Raw genomic sequence first — 21,292 nt, forward strand, 5'->3', positions numbered from 1 at the left:
AACGTTGTATTTAGTCATTTTTAGTATTATCTTTGAACTGAGGAATTCTGACAGTAAAGGTTGTGCCAACTCCGACTTCACTCTCTACAAAAATTTCTCCTTTGTGCAAATCAACACACTTTTTAACCACTGCTAGACCCAATCCTGTCCCTAAAACTTCCCTGACATTTTTGCCTCGAATAAAAGGGTCATAAAGCTTGTTAATGTCTTCTCTAGCAATACCAATTCCTTCATCTTTGACTTGAAATAAAATCGTATCTGGTTCACAAATTAAATTAAAATATATGGTGTTCTCTGGTGATGAATATTTAATGGCATTAGAAAGCAAATTACTGAGAATTGAGTAAAGAATTTTTTCGTCTAACCAAGCGTGTGTGCAGGAACCTTGTCTAACAAATTTGATAGTTTGCTTAGTGTCACTATAAACTTGAAAATCTTCTACCAAATTGAGGCAAAATGTTTGTATTTCCAGCAATGTGGGGTTACATTCGAGTTTTCCCGCATCAGCCCTCGCCAAAGTGAGAACATCACCAAGCAACTTTGTCATTGCCTTAGCTGAAGATTGAATCCGATAAAGGTTTTTGAGTTTTGTTGGTTTTACAATTGGTTTGAGAGTTTCTTCTAAAAGCTGCGCTGATCCCACGATCAGACTTAAAGGAGTACGGAATTCATGGGAAACCATTGAAAAAAATTGTAGCTTGAGTTCACTAAGTTCTTTTTCTTGTGCCAAAGTACGTTGTAGAACTTCCGCCTGTTGGCGTTTTACCATCTGACGATAAAGGATAGCATACACCCCAAAAAGAACTACAAAAGTTAAAAGCGTACCCAAAAGCTCTATCAGCATTCTTAACTGCAAATTGGATTGAGACTGTTCGACTTGAGTTTGTAATAATCTCTCTTCTTCTGTTTGTAAATCGGTTAGTAATTGGCTGATTTGATGCCAATTTTGCTTAATCTCATTGAGAAGAGGAGTTTGAGTCAAGATTTGGGTCTGGCTGTTTTGATACTGGTTAATTGACTGTTCAAATAATTCTTGTCTTTGGGTGATTAATAACTGTAGTTTATCAAGACGCTGTTTTTGACTCTGTGTATCGGCGAGCGATCGCTGTAATTGATTAATTTGACGTTTTAAATCAGCAATAGCTTTGTCGTATCGTTCTAGTTCATCTGGATCGCCGAAAAGGATGTAGCCGCGTCGTTCGGATTCAGCGTCTGTTAAAGTTGCAGAGATATTATTAATGTTTTTGATCACCGCGTTAGTTTCTTTAACACGCTTTGCACTCTCTTTCAATTGAATTGCATTTTGATAAGAAATGCCATTAACCACACTCATCATTACAAGCGCTAAACCAAATCCTCCCGTAATCCATTTACGTTCCATTGACCATTTCATAAAGATTTTGGGTTTAATACTTTTGGATGTGTGGATTGGAGAAATCAAAAAGTGGGTTTTCGGACATTGGCTATAGAGTTAGTATTTCATAGTATAGTAATCATATTTGATTAATGAACTTTCTCGTGATGATAGGGAATGGGGAACGGGGAACTTTTAACAGAAAGTGTACTCAGTTCTATTCAAAAATAAAATAGGAGTCCTAATATTTATAAAAAATGTAGCTTATACTATTTTAGATTTTAGATTTTTGAGCCGCTGTGTTGGAGGGTCTCCCCCCAATCCCAAGGATTCCAAAGCAAAACGTTGTAGCACGTGGTGTGATTGTGAAAGAGTTTCCGATCCTCGCTTTTGGGTATCCATCTGTCGCAATCATTTTCATGCTTGGTATTATTGGTATTATATGTTTACAGAAGGAAGAAGACAAAACGTCACAATAATAATTTTTTGTAAGATGGGTGTCCCCACCCGTTCCATATTCAGGGCGGACAAGATGTCCACCTCACAATCCGGAATAATTTATTTCTTGGAAATCTTTAATCTAAAATCGAATCAAAGCTTCATTTAAAATTGCAAATCCAAAATTGCGATGCGTATTTTGGTTGTTGAAGATGACGTACAAATTGCAGATATGTTAACTGAGGCCTTAACTAATCGTCAGTTTAACGTCGATGTCGCCCAAGATGGTGAAAATGCATGGGAATTGGTAGAAATCTACGAATACGATCTGGTTCTGCTAGATATTACACTGCCCAAAATAAATGGTTTGTTGTTTTGTCAGAAACTGCGCGATCGCAATTTCACTATACCTGTACTGATGCTAACAGCTCGTGACACCGTTGCCGATAAAATCATTGGCTTAGATGCTGGTGCTGATGCATACATGGTAAAACCCTTTGACTTGGAAGAACTGATGGCTCAGGTTCGTGCCCTTTTGCGACGAAGAGGTAATGGGGCTAGTTCTAAGCTGTGTTGGGGAAGTCTATGTCTGAATCCAATTACCTATGAAGTTACGTATGATGATAAAATTTTATACTTTACTCCCAAAGAGTATGCCTTGCTGGAGTTATTGGTTACGAATGGGCGGCGAGTATTAAGCAGACCGGGAATTATTGAGCGTCTTTGGTCAGTAGATGAATTTCCCACCGAAGAAGCTGTGAAAACCCATATCCGAACTTTGCGTCAGAAACTGCGATCGGTTGGTGCGCCCGGTGATTTCATAGAAACTGTTCATGGGCTTGGCTATCGAATGAAGCGACTCGAATAATCCCCCCGATTTCTCCCCGATTTCTCTCCGAATTTTTAACTTTTAGTTGATATCTTGTGCATACAGACAGAGTGTAAACTGAGTGGTTCCATCTAAATACTCACCACTAACTCCTCTGAACCACACATTACTCTGAACTAGGCTTAGTTCAGAGATTTTTTTTCAGCGTTGCTGATTTAAAGTATGAATTTGATTTTGTCATGCTGTAGACGCTTGGTTCGCTGAGCAGCGCATCTACACTCCACTGCATTGCGTACCTACAAGAAGGCTTACGCCTACAGAACGACAATTCATACCCTAATTCAGCAACGCCTATTTTTTACATACATCTCACGCAGACCAAGCTTCTCGGAAATCAGCATATAGCGTCAGTCCACCATCAATAAACAACGTTTGTCCAGTGATATATGCCGCCTCATCCGAAGCTAAAAAAGCTACTGCTGCCGCCATTTCTTCCGAAGTTCCTGCACGACCCATTGGGATGTGACTTTCTACAACTGCCTTTTTTTCAGGGTTGTTCACCCAATCTTCGTTTATAGGCGTGATAGTCGCTCCTGGTGCGATCGCGTTCACACGAATACCTCGGTTAGCATATTCCAGCGCTAGAGTTTTAGTCATATTCTCCATTCCACCTTTGCTAATCGAATAGCTGACATAAAATGGCCGGGGAATAATTTCGTGAACACTGGAAATGTTAATGATGATTCCGGGGCGGTTTTGGGAGAGGAAATGTTTGATCGTTTCACGCGCGCACAGATAAGCACCTCGGAGATTCACCCCAATTACCCGGTCAAAGTCTTCGGTCTTAATTTCATGAGATGGGCATTCGATTTGAATTCCGGCATTGTTAACCAGAATATCAAGACTGCCTAATTTATCAACTACAGCGTTAACCATCTCCACAATATCTTCTTCCTTGGAGACATCGCCCTGTACCAGCATTGACTTAACACCACAATTTTCGATATCTCCACAGGCTTTTTGCAAAGCCATTTCTTCAGTTTCTTCCGCAGCTTCGGGACTTTTACGATAGTTAATGGCAATATTACAACCTTCTTGGGCAAGACGGATGGCGATCGCCTGTCCAATACCTGAACTAGCACCTGTAATCAGGGCACTTTTACCTTTTAATCCTTTCATTGCATTTTCCTCCATCAACAGTAACAAACCAACTATTTCTATGATTTATATCTATGAGCGTAAATTTGCTGGAACTTGCTCCGGAACAACCCACAGATAGATAGTTCTGCCGTCCACCCGTTCCACTTGCTGTGGTTTCCACTCGCCCATGTCGAAGGCATGGGAAACAATGCGAGTGCCTGGTTTAAGTTCCTGCAACAGCTTGGGACGAAGCTTGAGATTTATATCGGGTAGTAAGTAGAGTGTTACTACTGTGGCTTCACTCAAATCAGTTTGAAACAAGTCTTGCTGGCGGAATTCCACCTGGTTTGTTACTTTTGCTTTTTGAGCATTGGCGTTCGCTTCTCGAACACGTTGAGGGTCAATGTCTACACCAACACCTCTAATACCGTATTTTTGCGCCGCAGTAATCGGAATCCGTCCATCACCACTACCCAAATCGTAAATCACATCATTCGGCCCGACGTTTGCCAGTTTCAGCATGGCATCTACCACAGGCTGTGGTGTTGGTACATAGGGAACATCAGCAGGACGTTCTTGTGGTGCGGTTGTCGGAGCAGATACTTGCGCGTCTGCCTCAAAGTTGCGTGTTGGCGTACATCCTGCAAATCCTAGACTAGCAAAACTTATACTTGCAAGAATTCCAAGTAGTATTTTGTGTAGGTGCATATTTTTCTCCTTTATTATTTGTCTTTTGTTAAAGCCAATGACTAATTAGGGCGTTGTCGGTAACGATTCCATAGCAACAAGGGAATACCTGCTGCTACAACCAAAACACCCATAGTTGCCCCTACTCCCGTATACGCCAAGCTGGAGTAGAGTAGGTAGCCGCAAATCAGACAAAACAGCAGTGGTGTCCAAGGATAAAATGGCACTCGGAACGGACGCTGTACGTGGGGTTCCCGTCTTCGCAGCACAAACAACGATATGCCCGAAAGCAGGAAAAAGAACCAAAACACTGGGGCAGTATAATCCACCATAGTTTCAAAACCTTTGCGGGTGAAAGTACCGACCAACACCAGTGCTAGGGCAATCCCGGTTTGCAGTATAAATGCTTCTTTAGGCGCGCTGGGGCGTTTCTGCCAGCGTCCCATAAAGGCAAACACTGAAAAATCTTGCCCCAGAGCGTAGTTAGTGCGTGCCCCAGTAAAGATAGTAGCGTTGAGTGCCCCCAAGGTAGAAACAGCAATGAGTAAGCTAACGAATACAGCTCCGCCTTCACCCCAAAGACGGCGCATTAAATCTGCTGCCACGGCTTCTGATTGTGCCATACCTGCCAATCCCAGTCCGCGCAGGTAAGCAAGATTGATCAGCAGGTAAATAGCAGTGATAATACCAATACTTGCAAGTAGCGATCGCACTATATTACGTCTGAAATCCTGAATTTCAGCTGATATGTAAGCTGCCTCGTTCCATCCACCGTAGGATAATAGGACGAATACCATCGCCAGTCCTATCGCTCCTCCAGAGGAAGTATCAGGAACAGAGGGAACTTCTGAAGCAGAAACTGTCAGTCCAATTACCACGATCAAGAGCAAACCGAGGACTTTAGCTGCGGTGAGCAAATTTTGTGTCCACTTGCCCTGCTGCAAACCGATGATGTTTAAAGCGGTAAGGAAGAGAATTGCCATTGCGGCATAAACTGAGGATGAAAACCCACCCAGTCGCCATATTTGCGAAGCATAATCGCCAAAAACAAATGCCAGCAGGACAATTGAACCTGTTTGAATTACCGTCATCCGCGCCCAAGCAAATAGAAAAGCAACGATCCGCCCAAAGGAACGCTTCAGGTAGTAGTAGGTTCCTCCAACATCGGGATATGTTGTTGCTAACTCTGCATAGCACAACGCTCCCACAAAAGATGCCGCGCCACCAGCTAGCCAGAACAGCAATACTGCAATATCACTGCCTGAATTTGCAGCGACGAGTGCCGGAGTTTGAAAAATACCTGCCCCAATGACAATACCGACGATCAGCGCAACTGCATCGAAAAAAGCTAAAGATGGCTTTGGTGCTGCGACTTCAGTCATTGCTGCCTGCGTTGGGGTGCTGTTGTAGTTTTTTTTTCTATTCACATCAATTCCTTGTTAGCTTACCAGTTCTAACTTCAGCACTACTTCTGATACTGTTTCTCGAAAAAATGACTACAAATTTTCTTGGCTTGTAGTAAGCACAAAGCGTGCTTACTATACCCCTGTCAAGGTGTGAGTCTTGGAAATGGATTTTTCTTGGTGTCTTGGTGTCTTAGTGTCTTTGTGGTGAAAAAAGAATTATTTAAACACCAAGACACTAAGACACAAAGAGGAAGATAGTCTTCTCTACTAAGATAATGGTTCGTTTTTTACTCACCTTGACAGGGCTAGTGCTTACTACAAGCCATTTACGCTTTGGGCTTGTGCAAGGCTTGGAACTGTCATTGCAGAAATTGTTGTAGCCAAAGTCAAGCCGAAGAATACTCTTTTATTCATCGGTAATCACCTTTGAACTCTGCTTTCTTTACTTTAAGTGTGAAAACAAAATGTGATGTGAAAGTGACAATCCTTGGACTCTGCTCGACATCTTAATCTTTACCGCGTAACGCGTAGGATTTTATCCCGCTGTGATGGGCAATCCCCACGTCCGTCGCAGTTACTGGTTGTCACGTACAATTCGCCGTCTGGCCCCATTATCGCCTCCCTGAGCCGCCCATACTTACCTTGCAAGTACACCTCATGTTGCCGAACTTGCTGAGGAGATTGTGGATCGAAGACAACACGCTGCAAGTGTTCGGAACGGAGGGTGGCAATGATTAAGCTGCCTTTCCACTCAGGAATGGCATTTCCTGTGTAAATTGTTGCTCCGCCTGGAGGCAAAGCTTGACGCCAGACAATAGACGGTGTGACGAGTCCTTCCTTTGATTCGCAGCGGTAGATGGTGGGCCAACCAAGATTATCGCCCGCTTGAGCTACACTGACTTTATCATGACCACTTCTATTTAACTCCCCACTCGGGCCGTGGTCAGTAACCAAGAGTGTGGATGCATCACGCCAATCAAATCCCTGAGTGTTGCGAATGCCTGTAATATAGACCGGGTTGCCTGGAAATGGATTATCTTGCGGTACTTGTCCATCTGGCGTGACGCGCAGGATTTTACCAGCCAGAGATTTAACATCTTGAGAAATTTGTGGATCCCGTGCATCGCCAGTCCCGATGTAAAGCATTCCATCAGGGCCGAAACGAATGCGACCGCCATTATGATACAAGGCAACTGGAATATTATCGACAATTACCCGATCTGACGAAGCGCTTTGTCCGTCCGACGATAACCGCCAGCGTTCCACACGATTGACCTGCGACCCATTTCTATCAGCAGTGTAGTACAAGTAGAAAAAGCGGTTATTGGCGAAGTCCGGATGCACCGCAATACCGAGTAAACCACCTTCGCCACTGTCTGTAACTTTGACTGTAGCTACAGGTTTTTGCACAAGTTTGCCATCCCGCACAAGTCGCACTCGCCCCGGTCGTTCAGTAACCAGCATATTTCCATTTGGTAAAAACGCAATTCCCCAAGGTACTTCAAGACCTGTTGCTACCTCTTCCACTTGTACGTTTACCTGTCCTTGAGATCCGAAGCCTTCTTTAACTAAGGTACATGTCTGATTATTAGAGTTCTGTTGCTCAGATTGTGCAGATACTGTTGTATCTTGATCGTTTGGAGTTGCTGATTCAGATGTTGGTACAGTGCAAGACACAAGCCCTAATAAAACCATGCTTCCAACTAATTTATTAGAAAATATACTTGTGATTTTCATAGTTTTTATTTCCAATTATTATTGCTTTATGCGCGGTTTTATAAGTTGATATAGCAGATATTAGTTGACTGGAATATAGGTTGTTTTAGGAGCAAAAATTTTTTCTTTAGTTATAATTTTTGTCTGTGGGTAAAGCAGAATTCCATAATTTTTACGCGTGAAAACCCAATTCCCAATCCCTTTTACATCTCATGACCGAACAAGGCACTCATTAAAAAGTAAAAAGGCATTCATAAAGAAAAAGAACAATGGTCACGCTTCACCATTATGTATTTATGGAACGATCGGGAAAACATTCCCAATCGAGACGCATAGCGCGAGAAATAATACGTCCAAATCAAGTTAAAAGTTAAAAGGCACTCATAATAAATTGTTTTACTTTTTACTTGTTTTATGGTGATTATATTTTTACTTTTTACCTTTTACTTTTTACTTCTTAATTATTACTCTGAACTCATGATTACTGCCAATGATAAATTTGAATTTTGTACACACATCAAGCTTGGCAGTAATCACAAAGGATTTTGAATTCTTAGAAGTTATAACCAACGCCTAGTAGCACGCCGATATTTGTGTCATCAAGAAAACTGACGTTTAAACCAGCGTTCGCTGTCAGGCGATCTGCGATTGGCACATCCACACCGCCAGAAACTAGAAAGCCAACATTGCTATCATCTGCTGTTGAAATCGAAACTCCGGCCCCTAGATAAGGCGCAGCACTGATTTGGGTTTCTCCTGTCTGCGTAATGGACTCAATCGGAAAGTCCAGCGTTACGGGAATCAGAAAAACTGCATCTTCACTAATTAAAGCTGCGGGACGCACAGATAAATTATTCGTCAAACCAAGTTTGCTGATGACTGCGAAAGAACCTTCACTTAATGTTGTTTCACCTGTTATACCTATATTTCCACCGACACCAATGTAGCTAGGACCACCACGCGTGGCTCTACCCGGTTGTACTGTTGGCGCTGGTGTTTGGACTGGTTCTTCCGCGGGTACTGGGGTTTGTATTGGTGGTTGGTATTGTTCTTGCGTTGGGGTTGGTGGTTGCGTGGGTTGTGGTGTTAGTGTCGGGGCTGGTGTGAGTGGGTCTTGCTGTTGGGTTGGCAATGGTGCTTGTTGAGCAAAGATCGAAGTTTGAGAGGAGTTTTGTAAATCAGCAGCTTTATTGCTAATGTTCTGACGAACAGCTACGCTTTGTGCTTCTTGAGCTTGTGCTGAAAATCCGCTAAAACCAACAATTGCAGATGTAATACCTAGTAAAGAGAAAGTTCGTAAAAAATGAGAATTCATAATTACTCCTGAGCAATAATCTGGTCAAAACAATAAGGTCAAAAATTCAAAGTCCGTACAATTTTGAGAAAGTTTGCTCTATCAGTAACTACTCTCAATGCTGATTTAACAAACTTACTTTGGCTCTAGGAAGGGGAGCAGTACTGATTAATCACCGTATTTATAACATCAACAATAAATGTGACTGAAAAGTGACAATATTTTGTTTTTTAGCGCGTAAGTACGAATATTTGATAAATTAATTCGCTGGTCTTATGCCAATTGATAGATATTGATTGTAGCTTTATATGACTTGAGAGAGTGATATAACGTTTCTCATCATGCCAGCAACCGCCTTCACCAATCTATATATTTAACTGTTTCCAATGAGTTATTGTTTGGTTCACTCCTAACGTATTTGAAACTGGAAATTATTTAGGTGGAAGAATGAAATTTTGCCATTCTTAATCTGAGATCATCTATCTTAGTTAAAAGATTTAAATTTTTGCTAATGCTAACTTCGAGAGTAGGGTTGGGATGGTTTTGCATCCAAGCAAAAAAGGCTCATCTTCCAACCAATATACCTTATAGTAGAGAATTTCAGTGTTTAGCTTTTCAACTCTTGATGGATGAATTTTGCAGAAAATTCAGCATATAAAAATAATGGTCGCACAGCTGTCTCATAAATATCATGTCTCAACTTTCTGGAGAAGCAATTTCTTATTGGATTGCATCAACTCCTCATACATCAAATTTTCCATCTCTCAAAAATGACATATCAGTTGATGTTGCAATTGTGGGAGGAGGTATAGCAGGAATTACAGCCGCTATGCTCCTCAAACGCGCAGGTAAAACTGTTGCAGTGCTTGATGCTCAACAAATTGCAACAGGTGTCAGCGGACATACAACAGCAAAAGTAACTTCACTGCATCAGCTAATTTATGCTGAATTAATCAAAGAAATTGGTGAAAGAAAAACGCAGATTTATGCAGATTCTAATCAAGCTGCTGTAGAAAGGGTTGCAAAATTTGTAGAGGAAGAAAATATCGACTGTGATTTCAGCCGTAGAAGTGCTTATACTTTTGCAGAAACAGCAGAAAATTTAGATGCTGTTAAAGCAGAAGTAGAAGCAGCAGCGCAGTTAGGATTGCCAGCTTCGTTTGTTACAGAAACCTCTTTGCCATTTGCGATCGCCGGGGCTGTGAAATTTGACAATCAAGCTCAGTTTCATGCTCGTAAATATTTACTGCATCTTGCTAAACTAATTAATGGTAATGGCAATTACGTGTTTGAAAACACACGTGTAGAGAAGATCGAAGAAGGAACTCCCTGTCAGGTAGTCACAGCAGCAGGAACTGTCAGATCGCGAGATGTAATTGTTGCTACTAATTTACCCATCCTGGATCAAGGGCTATTTTTTGCCAAGAATTATCCCAAGCGTTCGTATATTATCGCTGCTCGCATCGATCCAGCAAGAGCACCAGCAGGGATGTACATTGGTACTGGCAATGATTACCACTCGATTCGGACAACTCCCACCCAAGATGGAGGATTGCTGTTATTAGTAGGTGGTGGTGGGCACAAAGTTGGTACTGTCACTGACACTGAGGAACGTTACCAAAAGTTAGAAGCTTACGCTCGTTCTCGTTTTAGAGTAGAGCAGTTTGAGTACCGTTGGTCTACTCAAGATATGGTTTCATTTGATCGGCTGCCTTACATTGGCAAGCTTACTCCCTTTAACAAGCATGTCTACGTAGCAACAGGGTTTAGCCTCTGGGGTATGAGCAAAGGCACGTTAGCGGGAATGTTGCTTTCAGATTTGATTTTGGGAGTAGATAATCCTTGGCTGAAACTTTACGATTCTACCCGTGCAACCCCGTTTTTAACTACCGAATCTCTGAAGAATAACCTAGAAGTAGGATTTCACTGGGTTAGCGATCGCCTCAAAGGATTAGAGAATTCTTCTGTAACTAACGTGGCACGAGGCGAAGCTAAGTTACTTACTATTAACGGTAATAAGGTAGCCGCCTACCGTAACGAACAGGGAGAACTGCATGCAGTCTCAGCAACATGTACCCATCTCGGCTGTATTGTTAATTGGAACAGCGCCGAGAAAAGTTGGGATTGTCCCTGTCATGGCGGGCGTTATAGCTATGATGGCAAAGTATTGCACGGGCCACCAGTGAAAGACCTCGAACGTTACAAAGGGTAGGAAAAAGGGGCAGGGGTAAAGGGAAAAGGTAAGAAGATTCCTTTGCCCTTTTATCTTTAACCTTTTTCCCTTCTTCTCATGGCATCCACTCCAAAACTAGTCCAACACGACTATCTTTGTCTTGGCGAGAATTCTGTAGTTGAATATCTGTTGAGAAACGCATGTGAGGAGTAAAAGCATAGCCAGCTGACAGCGTTGTTAAACCCACTTCTTCCTCACTACCAACAGACAGCCAACTTTGAGTTAGAGAAATATCTGCCGCACCGCCACGAGATAATACCAAAAGCACCTTCACGCCCAGATTCACCCCATTTGTTGAATAATCGTTACTTTGCAAATACCGATATCCTAGCAATGGTGCAAAGTTAACATAGCTACCCAAAGGACGTAGATAATAATATAAATCCGCACCGTAAGCTTCACGTTCACCATTAAACGCTGCTTGATAATCAGCACTCACTGTCAAACCAGTTTGACCAATAAACACGTCCTCTACACCAAAATTTATTCCTCCTGCTTGTCCTGTGGAGGGAAACTGAGAATAACCCAGGCGTATCTTAGTGCGAAAACTGGGTTCATTTTGAATTTCCTCCAATACATTCGGTACTTGCCGTCGCCACCGCTGCAAAACTGGACTTTTTTTAATAATTTCTGGGCTTAAATCCAAATCTTGGGCAGATGTGCTTGGAGTTTGACTCCAAGCAGGGCTAGCTGCCAAAAGCAAACTTATACCCAGCCCAACACAGAAAATTGACAACTTGCCTCTCATTCTTTGGCGTCCTAATCTACCTTGAAGCCGCTGATGCTTCTAATACCATTTCTCTAAATACTTGATACAAATTATCCTTTACAGCCCTGCTTAAAAAGGGGGTTGGGGGGATCTAAGCTCAAAGGAATTGGTATAATACCAAGTTGTTTTCAGATATAGCAATTCGTGCCCTCTCCCCCTCCCCTGTTCCAAATTGGGAGAAGGGTGCCGGCAGGAGGGGTGAGGGAAGTACTATCTTTGACTGCAACCTAGTATAAGGCGTCTATGGCGGCTCACAAAAAAAGTGGTTCTGCTTTCAGCAAAACCACTTAATTTTTAACAAAATCTCAAGAACTTAGCGCACACTACCTTGAATTGCAGTTGCGTCAATGGGTTTCATCAGGTACAACCGCAGGAACTGCCAACCATTGGAGATGTAAAGGGGCAACTTCTGGAAGAATTGCAGGAATTTGGGGGTGTTGGAGTTGGCGTTGGCGATCGCTGTCAATTTTTCGTTATTCTTGACACAAATTTCCAACCGTTCGTAAAACTCTGGATTTTCTACATTCAGAATTACCGGGAACACCCGCGCTGAAGTCTCATTAGTTTTTTCAATCACGTATTTGTCGTATTCTCGTGCATCCAGCCCAATCGAGGCATAGAAGCCACTGCGCTGAATGTCGTTGAGATACATCGTCACAAATACTGACAACAAGAAGAACCGACACCACAACCGCGCCTTCCAGTCATTCAACATTTGCGGCTGGGATTTCATCACAGCGTCAAAGAAATCCCCGTGGCGGTTTTCATCCTGACACCAGTTTTCAAACCAGCGGAAAATTGGATAAACCCGGTCTTCGGGATGTGCTTCTAGGTGACGATAAATTGTGATATACCGCCAATAACCAATTTTTTCGGAAAGATAAGTGGCGTAGAAGATGAATTTCGGCTGGAAGTAGGTGTAATTTTTGCTCTTAGTCAAAAATCCTAAATCCAGAGACAGATTAAAATCTGCCAATGCTTTATTCAAGAAACCAGCATGACGCGCTTCATCCCGCGACATCAGAGCAAAACACTCTGCCAGGACGGGGCTTTTGTCCTTAAGACGGCGACTAAGTTCTTTGTATAGTAAAAAGCCAGAAAACTCTGCCGTACAAGAACGCTCTAGAAATTCAACGAATAATCGGCGAGTTTCCCCGTCAATATGATCCCAGGATTGTTCAAATTCCTCGTCCCGAACAAAGTGATGGCGGTTATAGTCAGCGCGGAACTCTTCCAGGATGGCTCTTAACTCGTCTTCGTTGACGGAGATATCCATCCGCGCCATCGCATCAAAATCAGTGGTGTAAAACCTGGGTGTTAACAGGGTTTCTTTGGCTGGGGCTTTTATTCCCGGGCGCAATTCTTCAAAACCTGGTTTTTTTAGGGAATCTACCATGTTGTGATTGCTCTTGTGTCTTTTTATTGTTCAATGCCCTAGAAAGCCAAGGTTTTTGCTTTCAGGCGGTGCAACAGATCAGAATAATGCATTTGTGTATTAAAAATCAGTCTACCAAGGCGCGGTGTGGGAGCAGAGGGATAAAACATTAAGAGTTGCAACAAATCATCAATTTCTTCTCTCAAATAAAATTCGGGTGCTGGTAGTGCGCCTGCGGCTCAATGTAGAGGTTGTATGCGCTAGTGCTGCTAACGCATTTTTGCAAATCGAACGGTCTAGCTACCATTCTTTGCCCTATATAAAGTTAGTTAATATATTGCATTAATTGCTTGACCGTTATATATTTTTAGAGAAAGAAAAATAATCATGCTCTCATCTTGCACCTATCCCCATGTCTGTGCATGAAGATTTTGAAACGCATGCTTTGCTTCATGAGGCTATGGTGTTCAGTTAAGAAGTGTTCCCTTAATTTTGTTGCAAGACAGCAGGAGGATGTAAAGATGCCCGTGACTGTTGTTATACATATGCTTGCATGGGAATGGGTTGCCTATAGGGCAGCTAACAGCTTCAATGCAGGTATCCTAATATAGCTTTTTCTCTCAAAAAATTGCTTCTTCCTTGCTTGAGACTGCCCTTAACTGAACTGTATTCAGATTATCAGCATCCTGTTCCTTAAAATAAACGACCAGATAATTAGGGTCATATCGCTTGCAAACGTCAAGTATATGATAAACAATTTCTGCTGATGCTTTTGGGAATGATTCAAGATTACTTTCACCAAGGCTTAAATTTGTTTTTTTACGTTTGGTGAATCATTATCAATAGATGCATGTGAGGACAATCATATATATGTCGAATGCATCAACAAAACAAGTGCAACAAGCCAATTCTCCTTCCCTTGGTGTACTAGTTGCTTTATTTGCAGGGGTTGGAGCAAGAGCTTTCGGTGGAGCAATTCCCACCCACGTTTTGCCTTTTTGCTTAAAGCGCGGTTGGCTGACAAACAGGGAATGCTTGGAAGTTTTGAATTGGTGCCAGTGGCTTCCAGGAACTGCGGGTACCAATCTTTCGGCATATCTGGGATATTGTTGGCAAAAAACTCAAGGAGCAATACTGGCAACACTTGCTTTGGTACTACCTGGATTTGTGGCGATACTGGTGGTATCAAAGCTGCTATCAAAGCTACCTCAGCATATCGTCCAAGCATCTCTGACTGCGGTCGTAGCGGCCAGTATTGGAATACTTTTAGAGTTAACGTGGAAACTGGCAAAACCTGCTATCACCGACTATATTCGATTTTTAATGGCGATCGCTACGTTTGTTTTAGTAGGAATTTTCAGGGTTCCTATTCCTCTAGTTATGGTTTTAGTCGTGCCCTTTGCTTGGCATTTGAATAGCAAAATTCAAAAAAATGACTGATTTTGCAGTCGATGCACGTCTTACTCGATCTATTTTTCACATTTGCTTACTTGGCTCTGATTAGCGTCGGATCTGCAAGCGCTGTCATCCCAGAGATGGAACGTCAGGTTGTCATTGTCCACGGATGGATGAGCCATCAAGCTTTCGTCGAAGCTTATGCACTAGGGTTGCTAGTACCAGGACCGAATATGCTTCATGTTGTACTGATCGGTAATCATGTAGCTGGTTTACCAGGAGCTGTGGCTTCTGGGCTAGGGATGATTGGTCCTACTTCTTGTATTTTAGCAAGCGTAGCCTGGTTAATTAAACAACCGAAGCCTCCTGCTTGGATAAAGCAATTGCATGCTGCTTTAAGTCCAGTAACTATTGGTTTTTTGTTAGCAACTGTTTGGAATCTTGGCAAGGATACAGTATTCCTCAAGGATATATTCAGCACTGCCATCTGCTTTTTAGCACTACTGTTATCAGTTCGGGGTTTACTTAATACAGGCTGGATAGTAGTGTTGGCATTGTTGGCAGGAGCTATTAAGGGATTTTTTTTCAATTAGCTAACTGTTATGGAATTTAGGAACAATAATCTATTTACGTTGTTTGCCTTAAGACGCAGCGGACACCACGCAGTCATGGTTTGGCTAGCTTATCACTTTAATCTGCCTATCTTTGTTTTGAACAATGTGACACCCTATAAAGACCCGTACCTGACTAGTCGGTTTCACAATGGTTGGGACAAGCAATCCGAATGGTTAGTTCACATGGGAGATATTGAACAAATTCGGAATGTACATAAGGACTGTTTAATAATCGGTTTTCAGGATTTTAATATCACCGACCTTGAAGATGGAAGAGATGTTCTGTGGGAACGTCAAAGAACAGTTGGTGAAAGCTTGAAGGTTTTTAACGTTTTAGTTATAAGAGATCCATTCAATATGTTAGTGAGCCGTTGGTACAAACCTGGCCCAGTTCCTAAATTAATAGATGATTCAGAAATTTTAGACCTGTGGGAAATTTACGCCGAGGAATATCTGGGACTAACTAATATATTAAAAAATAAGATACCAGTTAACTACAACTTATGGTTTTCAAGTATTGATTACCGCAAACAGTTATCCGCACAGTTTGGGCTTGATTTCACAGATGCTGGACTCAATGTTGTTCCAAAATCGACAGCAGGTCATGGAAGTAGTTTTGATGGAACTTCTTATGATGGCAAAGGAAACGAAATGAAAGTGTTAGAACGGTGGAAATTTTGCCAGCAAAATCAGCGTTTTCACGAAGCATTCCGAGAGAGACACAAACTAGCTAATTTGTACAGAAAAATTTTTAATTATGACTCAGAACTTGAGTCATTTATGCAGACGATAGGGATTTAGATAAAACTCAAATAAAGTCACTGAAATTGCTTGTAATATTACGAAAAAAATCTGAATTATGAGACATAAAGGCGTAATATTGTGGCTTACAGGTCTTAGCGGTGCTGGTAAAACTACAATTGCAAGAGGAATAGAATGTAAACTTAAGGAACGTGATTGTTTAGTAGAAATTTTAGATGGTGATGAGATTAGAAGCCATCTTTCCAAAGAACTAGGATTTACTAAGGAAGATAGAAATACTAACATTCGTCGTATTGGCTTTGTAGCAAATCTGCTGAGCCGAAATGGAATTGTGGCGATTGTAGCTGCAATTAGTCCTTACCGGGCTATCCGTGATGAAATTCGCATGATGAATGAGAACTTTATAGAAGTTTATGTCGATGCACCACTTGAGGTTTGTGAGGTGCGAGATATAAAAGGTCTATATGCTAAGGCTCGCTCTGGTGAAATAAAGAATTTTACAGGAATAGCAGATCCCTACGAACCTCCTATTAACCCAGAGGTTATTTGCCGCACTACGAAAGAAAGTATAGAGGAATGTATTAATAAGGTGATTGCAGAATTAGAGCGACTAGAATACATTCCAATCTGGAATCAAATGAATCAGTGTTAATCAGAAGAAGGGGTGCATAAGATGTTAACAGATAATAATCGAATGGTTAATACAGACGATTTTTTATCAAGTTTAGATGATAAAGAAATTTTTGAGGCCTCTAAAATCGATATTAGTCAGGTAACACTAAAAATTAGGAAAGTTGCAGAAATTTCAGAGCCAGAACAACAAAGACTATTTGAGATATTCAACAAATTTAAATTTGTCATACTGGAATGTGAACCATTGCCAAATCCGCTAGAGAATTTATTAGCTTTAAAGAAAATTTTTGGTTCAGTAAAAAGACATTATCGCTCTGACGAAAATGGTATTGTTCCGGTTGAAAATTTAGGTAACTCCTTTGCTACTACTGTTCCAATTTCTACCACTAATCAAATTCATCCAATACATACAGATGGTTCAGCTGATATTGATCCTCCTAAAGTTGTTGCTATGCAATGTGAAATACCTTCTCAAAATGGGGGATTTTCTCAAATTGTTTACGGTGAATCTGTTTATAAATATTTAATGGAAAATCATCCCCAAGAATTGCAGAATTTGTTTACTAATCCAGTGACCATAACTAATGTAGGTGGGAAGACAGATACACGAGCGATATTTGTTGAGCAAAAAGGTAGAATATCAATTACTTTCAAGGCGGATTCGGTTGTCTCAATTGCAATTCCGACTCAAATAGAAAAGGCTTTCCACATTATCAAAAATTATGTTAACAATCCAAATAATCAATTTATATATAAATTGAAAGCCAATCAAATTCTATTACTCGACAATACTAGCGTACTACATGGAAGAACATCTTTTCCAGATCATGAATTTCGCAAGCTAAATAGATTATGGTTTGATGGAATTTCAGAATATTCTCATCATCTACAATTTGGATTTACCCCTAAATAAAAATTGTTAAATACTTAGCTAGATTTTATCCAAATCAAAGGATGTAACTCATGTTATTGGGCAAAATTTCTAGTTAATAGCGCAAAATTTTTTCCATTGTGACTGATTCTGTCAACATCGAAAAAGTCAAAGGTACGATCGATTACAATTTATGGTTTTTAAGTGTTGACGACTGCAAACAATTATCTGCACAGTTTGAACTTTCTTTCACAGATGCTGTACTCAATAGGGTTTATACGATGCTAACAGATAATACCCGAATGGTTAAAAGAGATAAGTTTGGAGCAAATTTAGATAATAAAGAAATTATTGAATCTTCCAAAAACGATATTAATAAACTAACTCTAAAAGTTAGGAAAGTGGCAGAAATTTTAGAGCCAGAACAACAAAGACTATTTGAGATATTTAACAAATTTAAATTTGTCATACTGGAATGTGAACCATTGCCAAATCCGCTAGAGAATTTATTAGCTTTAAAGAAAATTTTTGGTTCGGTAAAAAAACATAAACGCTCTGATGAAAATGGTATTGTTCCGATTGAAAATTTAGGCAACTCCTCCCTTGCTACTACTTATTTGGCTACCACTAGTAAAACGCATCTCATGCATACAGATGGTCTGTATGAAATGTGTATTCCTAAAGTTGTTGCTATGCAATGCGAAATACCTTCTCAAAATGGGGGATTTTCTCAAATTGTTTACGGTGAATCTGTTTATAAATATTTAATGGAAAATCATCCCCAAGAATTGCAGAATTTGTTTACTAATCCAGTAACAATAACAAGAGGCGAACAAACAGCTACACAAGCGATATTTGTTGAGCAAAAAGGTAGAATATCAATTACTTTCAGAGCAGATTCAGTTGTTTCAATTGCAATTCCGCCTCAAATAGAAAAGGCTTTCCACATTATCAAAAATTATGTTAACAATCCAAATAATCAATTTATATATAAATTGAAAGCCAATCAAATTCTATTACTCGACAATACTAGCGTACTACATGGAAGAACATCTTTTCCAGATCATGAATTTCGCAAGCTAAATAGATTATGGTTTGATGGAATTTCAGAATATTCTCATCATCTACAATTTGGATTTACCCCTAAATAAAAATTGTTAAATACTTCTAAGGTTTAATTGGTGCCGCAGACTTAGCAATGACTATGAGATTTCGCCTGAAATATCTGAGGTATTTATTTATGTGGCGATGATTCATTTGATGCTCAAGCAACTTATGTAATTAAAATCATTTTCCCACAACTTTTCAGACATCCTCATTATGCCAAAAGACTGGTTTGAATGGCACGACTTATACAACACTGAACCACGAATGCAGCAGCGCTTGCAATTAGTTCGGGAATCTCTTTCTAAGAGCTTAGATGCGTGTCCAGCGGGAATAATCCGTGTAGTTAGCGTTTGCGCGGGTGATGGACGGGATTTACTTGGAACGCTATCAAACCACCCTCGCTCAAAAGATGTGTACGCAAGACTTATTGAGCTAAATCCAAAGCTGGTTGAACGTGGACGAGCAGCCATAGAATCAGCGGGTTTAGGCAAGCAAATTGAGTTTATTAATGGCGATGCAACTATTTCCTCTAACTATATAGGAGTTGTGCCAGCAGATATAGTCATTGTGTGCGGTGTTTTCGGTCATCTAGCTGATGAAGCTGAACTTCGTAGCTTGTTGAGGAACCTTAGCTTCCTTTGTAAAAAAGGTTCTTTTATCATTTGGACTCGCCGATATCGCGGGCGTGCGAACGGTATTTCCTACTTTGAGAATGTCCGTAAAGTTTTGCGTGAAGCTGCTTTTGAGGAAGTTAGCTTCAAGCTCACTCTTACAAAAGACGTGGGAGTAGGTACTCATCGTTATCTTAGTGAAGGTTCGGCTTTACCCAAAGATCAACAGTTATTCGTTTTTTTTGATCTTCCAACTGAATAACCATTTATGAAAGCAATCGCGTTCTGTAATTTAATGAATCAACGTTCAATAGAGGCACCCATTAATTAAGCAACTCCTCCATTTTCACGGGTTGATAATACAACCCTAGTGGGGGAATATCTCTAAAACTTAAAAGTGGTTCGGATTGTTCCTACAAAGATACTGTCGTTGTTATCGTTGTGTTCTGGATTGGTAATTAAAAATAAGCCAGGGGTAATAGAGATATGATCTGTGACTTGTAACCGATAAAAACCTTCAATATGCAAAGAGGTATCCTTATCAGCTTCCAGGCTACTTTCTGTAACTTTTGGCGGCATACCGAAAGTAATCCCAGCTAGATTACCTTTTCCTCCCAAGTCTGGAAAAGCTAGAGTCATAGCATAGTTTAAGATATCTGCGCTATTATTACTGACTTCTGATTGTGCAAATGAGTAGCCTAACCAACCAGAAACATTAAATTGAGAACTGACTCGCCAGCTGGTTTCTAAGCCAAAGGAATCTGCTGAAGTCGCAACATTACCAAACGGTCTTCTAGCAATGGCACTACCTGTACTACCTGTTAAGTTAACACCGCTATTGCCACCTCCCGCATAATAGGAGTGAGCATAGGTCAAGCCTATATCTAAATTTTTGATTGGCTCAAAGATGAATTGTGCCAAAGCGCCGTAGTTACCATCAAAAAGCCCATTTTTATCAGCAGGATCTTCAGCATCACTAACCATATAGGCTAAAGCGAGACTGGCGCGATCGCTAAATTCGTAGTTAATACCTAACCCTGCGCCGCCACTAGTTCGGTAAATAGGACTAAACCGCGCAAAGCGGGAAATACCGCCGTAAGCAGCGTTTATAATAGGACTTAGCGGTACCGCAATATCAACCATTTCAGTTTCCGCAGCCGCAAGGGTGACTCTCACCTTATCGCCTAGTGGAAAGTAATAGTACAGGTCATCGATCCCAATTTGGTTGTCTTCATCACCATCAAATCCCAAACGGGTCATATCAGTACCTGTGACACTACCCCGAAATTCAGTTATGTTTCTGCCTTGCAAGCGGACTCTCAAACGGTCTTTACCAGTAAAGCTGGTATCAAAATTCAAGCGAGTGCGGTATGCGAGTATGACATTATCTTGCAAGTCTGGGTTGTTATTTGCATCGTCGTCTGTATCTGCTGCATCCTCACCAAAAACACCAGCTACTGCAAAGATAACTTCACCTGTGAGTTTTGTAGTGGTAGAAAACTGCAAAGCTTCTATTTCAGCTGTACGAGCTTCTAGCGCATCTACACGACTACGCAGGGTAGCCAGTTCTCCTGAAAACTCCTCTTGCAGCTCTTGAAGCGTGACTAAATCAGCTTTGTTTACCAAATCACTTGTAGCAGTGGCAATAAGTTCATTCACCCGGTCTAAACAAGCATTCAAACCAGCAGCAAACTCGTATCGCGTCATTGGTCGATTGCCTCGATACGTGCTGTTTGGGTAGCCAGCAATACAACCATACCGTTCAACAAGAGATTGTAGTGCTTGAAATGCCCAGTCTGTAGGCTGTACATCGGACAATTGAGAAACGGAGGTAACTTGTCCCTGATTGCTTTGATTGCTTTGAGAAAATTCAGGTATCGCAACAGATTCAGGCTGAACTTGATTATTGACTGATTCTTCAGCTATGACTGTTGAGGGTACGAGAACAAAGCTTGCTACTAGGACAGCAGGGCTAAGCAGCAAAGGTTTTGACAATATTCTTGATATCACTTATTCACACCTAATCTATCTATTTCTAAAGAATTAATTCTTTAACCA

The 21,292-nt window shown here is 41.0% G+C and carries 18 protein-coding genes; 9 read left to right on the plus strand and 9 right to left on the minus strand.

The window, feature by feature from the left end; translation table 11 throughout:
• Positions 1 to 10: 10 nt before the first annotated feature.
• Positions 11 to 1,393, minus strand: a complete 1,383-nt coding sequence (locus FIS9605_RS37150; protein ID WP_035139585.1) for a sensor histidine kinase — start codon at positions 1,391 to 1,393, stop codon at positions 11 to 13.
• 589 nt (positions 1,394 to 1,982) lie between these two features.
• Here FIS9605_RS37150 and FIS9605_RS0114860 point away from each other — a divergent pair.
• Complete coding sequence (locus tag FIS9605_RS0114860; protein WP_026733293.1) at positions 1,983 to 2,660, plus strand: response regulator transcription factor; 678 nt, start codon at positions 1,983 to 1,985, stop codon at positions 2,658 to 2,660.
• Positions 2,661 to 2,990: 330 nt separating this feature from the next.
• Here the strand turns inward: FIS9605_RS0114860 and FIS9605_RS0114865 are convergent, their stop codons facing one another.
• The 5 genes from FIS9605_RS0114865 to FIS9605_RS0114890 all read right to left on the minus strand — a co-directional run bounded on the left by FIS9605_RS0114865 (position 2,991) and on the right by FIS9605_RS0114890 (position 8,885).
• On the minus strand, positions 2,991 to 3,800 hold the full coding sequence (locus FIS9605_RS0114865; RefSeq protein ID WP_026733294.1) for an SDR family oxidoreductase: 810 nt from the start codon (positions 3,798 to 3,800) through the stop codon (positions 2,991 to 2,993).
• Positions 3,801 to 3,851: 51 nt separating this feature from the next.
• Entirely contained in the window at positions 3,852 to 4,469 is a 618-nt protein-coding gene (locus FIS9605_RS0114870) for an SAM-dependent methyltransferase (RefSeq protein ID WP_026733295.1), read from the minus strand.
• A gap of 41 nt (positions 4,470 to 4,510) precedes the next feature.
• On the minus strand, positions 4,511 to 5,830 hold the full coding sequence (locus FIS9605_RS0114875) for an APC family permease (RefSeq protein WP_197036054.1): 1,320 nt from the start codon (positions 5,828 to 5,830) through the stop codon (positions 4,511 to 4,513).
• Between the two features lie 537 nt (positions 5,831 to 6,367).
• Positions 6,368 to 7,591: a PQQ-dependent sugar dehydrogenase gene (locus tag FIS9605_RS0114885; RefSeq protein ID WP_026733297.1), complete on the minus strand. Its 1,224-nt coding sequence runs from the start codon at positions 7,589 to 7,591 to the stop codon at positions 6,368 to 6,370.
• Positions 7,592 to 8,123: 532 nt separating this feature from the next.
• Positions 8,124 to 8,885 carry an outer membrane protein gene (locus FIS9605_RS0114890; protein ID WP_026733298.1) on the minus strand — a complete coding sequence of 254 codons (762 nt, stop codon included), beginning with the start codon at positions 8,883 to 8,885 and terminating at the stop codon, positions 8,124 to 8,126.
• 670 nt (positions 8,886 to 9,555) lie between these two features.
• Between FIS9605_RS0114890 and FIS9605_RS0114895 the strand changes: the two genes are divergently transcribed.
• Positions 9,556 to 11,076, plus strand: coding sequence for an FAD-dependent oxidoreductase (locus tag FIS9605_RS0114895; protein WP_026733299.1), 1,521 nt, complete (start codon positions 9,556 to 9,558; stop codon positions 11,074 to 11,076).
• A 76-nt stretch (positions 11,077 to 11,152) separates the two neighbouring features.
• Here FIS9605_RS0114895 and FIS9605_RS0114900 read toward each other — a convergent pair whose 3' ends face one another.
• Together FIS9605_RS0114900 and acsF are read right to left on the minus strand one after the other, a co-directional pair.
• Positions 11,153 to 11,845: a hypothetical protein gene (locus FIS9605_RS0114900; protein WP_026733300.1), complete on the minus strand. Its 693-nt coding sequence runs from the start codon at positions 11,843 to 11,845 to the stop codon at positions 11,153 to 11,155.
• 334 nt (positions 11,846 to 12,179) lie between these two features.
• Positions 12,180 to 13,262, minus strand: coding sequence for a magnesium-protoporphyrin IX monomethyl ester (oxidative) cyclase (gene acsF / locus FIS9605_RS0114905; protein WP_026733301.1), 1,083 nt, complete (start codon positions 13,260 to 13,262; stop codon positions 12,180 to 12,182).
• 849 nt (positions 13,263 to 14,111) lie between these two features.
• Here acsF and FIS9605_RS0114920 point away from each other — a divergent pair.
• The 7 genes from FIS9605_RS0114920 (at position 14,112) to FIS9605_RS0114950 (ending at position 19,496) form a co-directional block, all read left to right on the plus strand.
• Positions 14,112 to 14,681 carry a chromate transporter gene (locus FIS9605_RS0114920; RefSeq protein ID WP_026733302.1) on the plus strand — a complete coding sequence of 190 codons (570 nt, stop codon included), beginning with the start codon at positions 14,112 to 14,114 and terminating at the stop codon, positions 14,679 to 14,681.
• Positions 14,682 to 14,692: 11 nt separating this feature from the next.
• Positions 14,693 to 15,229 carry a chromate transporter gene (locus tag FIS9605_RS0114925; protein ID WP_026733303.1) on the plus strand — a complete coding sequence of 179 codons (537 nt, stop codon included), beginning with the start codon at positions 14,693 to 14,695 and terminating at the stop codon, positions 15,227 to 15,229.
• A 9-nt stretch (positions 15,230 to 15,238) separates the two neighbouring features.
• Positions 15,239 to 16,051 (plus strand): hypothetical protein, encoded by an 813-nt coding sequence (locus tag FIS9605_RS0114930; RefSeq protein WP_026733304.1) that lies wholly within the window; start codon positions 15,239 to 15,241, stop codon positions 16,049 to 16,051.
• Between the two features lie 58 nt (positions 16,052 to 16,109).
• Positions 16,110 to 16,664: an adenylyl-sulfate kinase gene (gene cysC / locus FIS9605_RS0114935; protein WP_026733305.1), complete on the plus strand. Its 555-nt coding sequence runs from the start codon at positions 16,110 to 16,112 to the stop codon at positions 16,662 to 16,664.
• A gap of 21 nt (positions 16,665 to 16,685) precedes the next feature.
• Positions 16,686 to 17,558, plus strand: coding sequence for a TauD/TfdA family dioxygenase (locus FIS9605_RS0114940; protein WP_026733306.1), 873 nt, complete (start codon positions 16,686 to 16,688; stop codon positions 17,556 to 17,558).
• 98 nt (positions 17,559 to 17,656) lie between these two features.
• Entirely contained in the window at positions 17,657 to 18,667 is a 1,011-nt protein-coding gene (locus tag FIS9605_RS0114945) for a TauD/TfdA family dioxygenase (RefSeq protein WP_231510346.1), read from the plus strand.
• Positions 18,668 to 18,836: 169 nt separating this feature from the next.
• The gene (locus FIS9605_RS0114950) at positions 18,837 to 19,496 is read left to right on the plus strand and encodes a class I SAM-dependent methyltransferase family protein (protein ID WP_026733308.1); all 660 of its coding nucleotides are present in this window, start codon (positions 18,837 to 18,839) and stop codon (positions 19,494 to 19,496) included.
• Positions 19,497 to 19,618: 122 nt separating this feature from the next.
• Here FIS9605_RS0114950 and FIS9605_RS0114955 read toward each other — a convergent pair whose 3' ends face one another.
• Positions 19,619 to 21,244 (minus strand): iron uptake porin, encoded by a 1,626-nt coding sequence (locus tag FIS9605_RS0114955; RefSeq protein WP_026733309.1) that lies wholly within the window; start codon positions 21,242 to 21,244, stop codon positions 19,619 to 19,621.
• Positions 21,245 to 21,292 lie beyond the last annotated feature (48 nt).

The organism is Fischerella sp. PCC 9605 (assembly GCF_000517105.1).
GTDB lineage: Bacteria > Cyanobacteriota > Cyanobacteriia > Cyanobacteriales > Nostocaceae > PCC9605.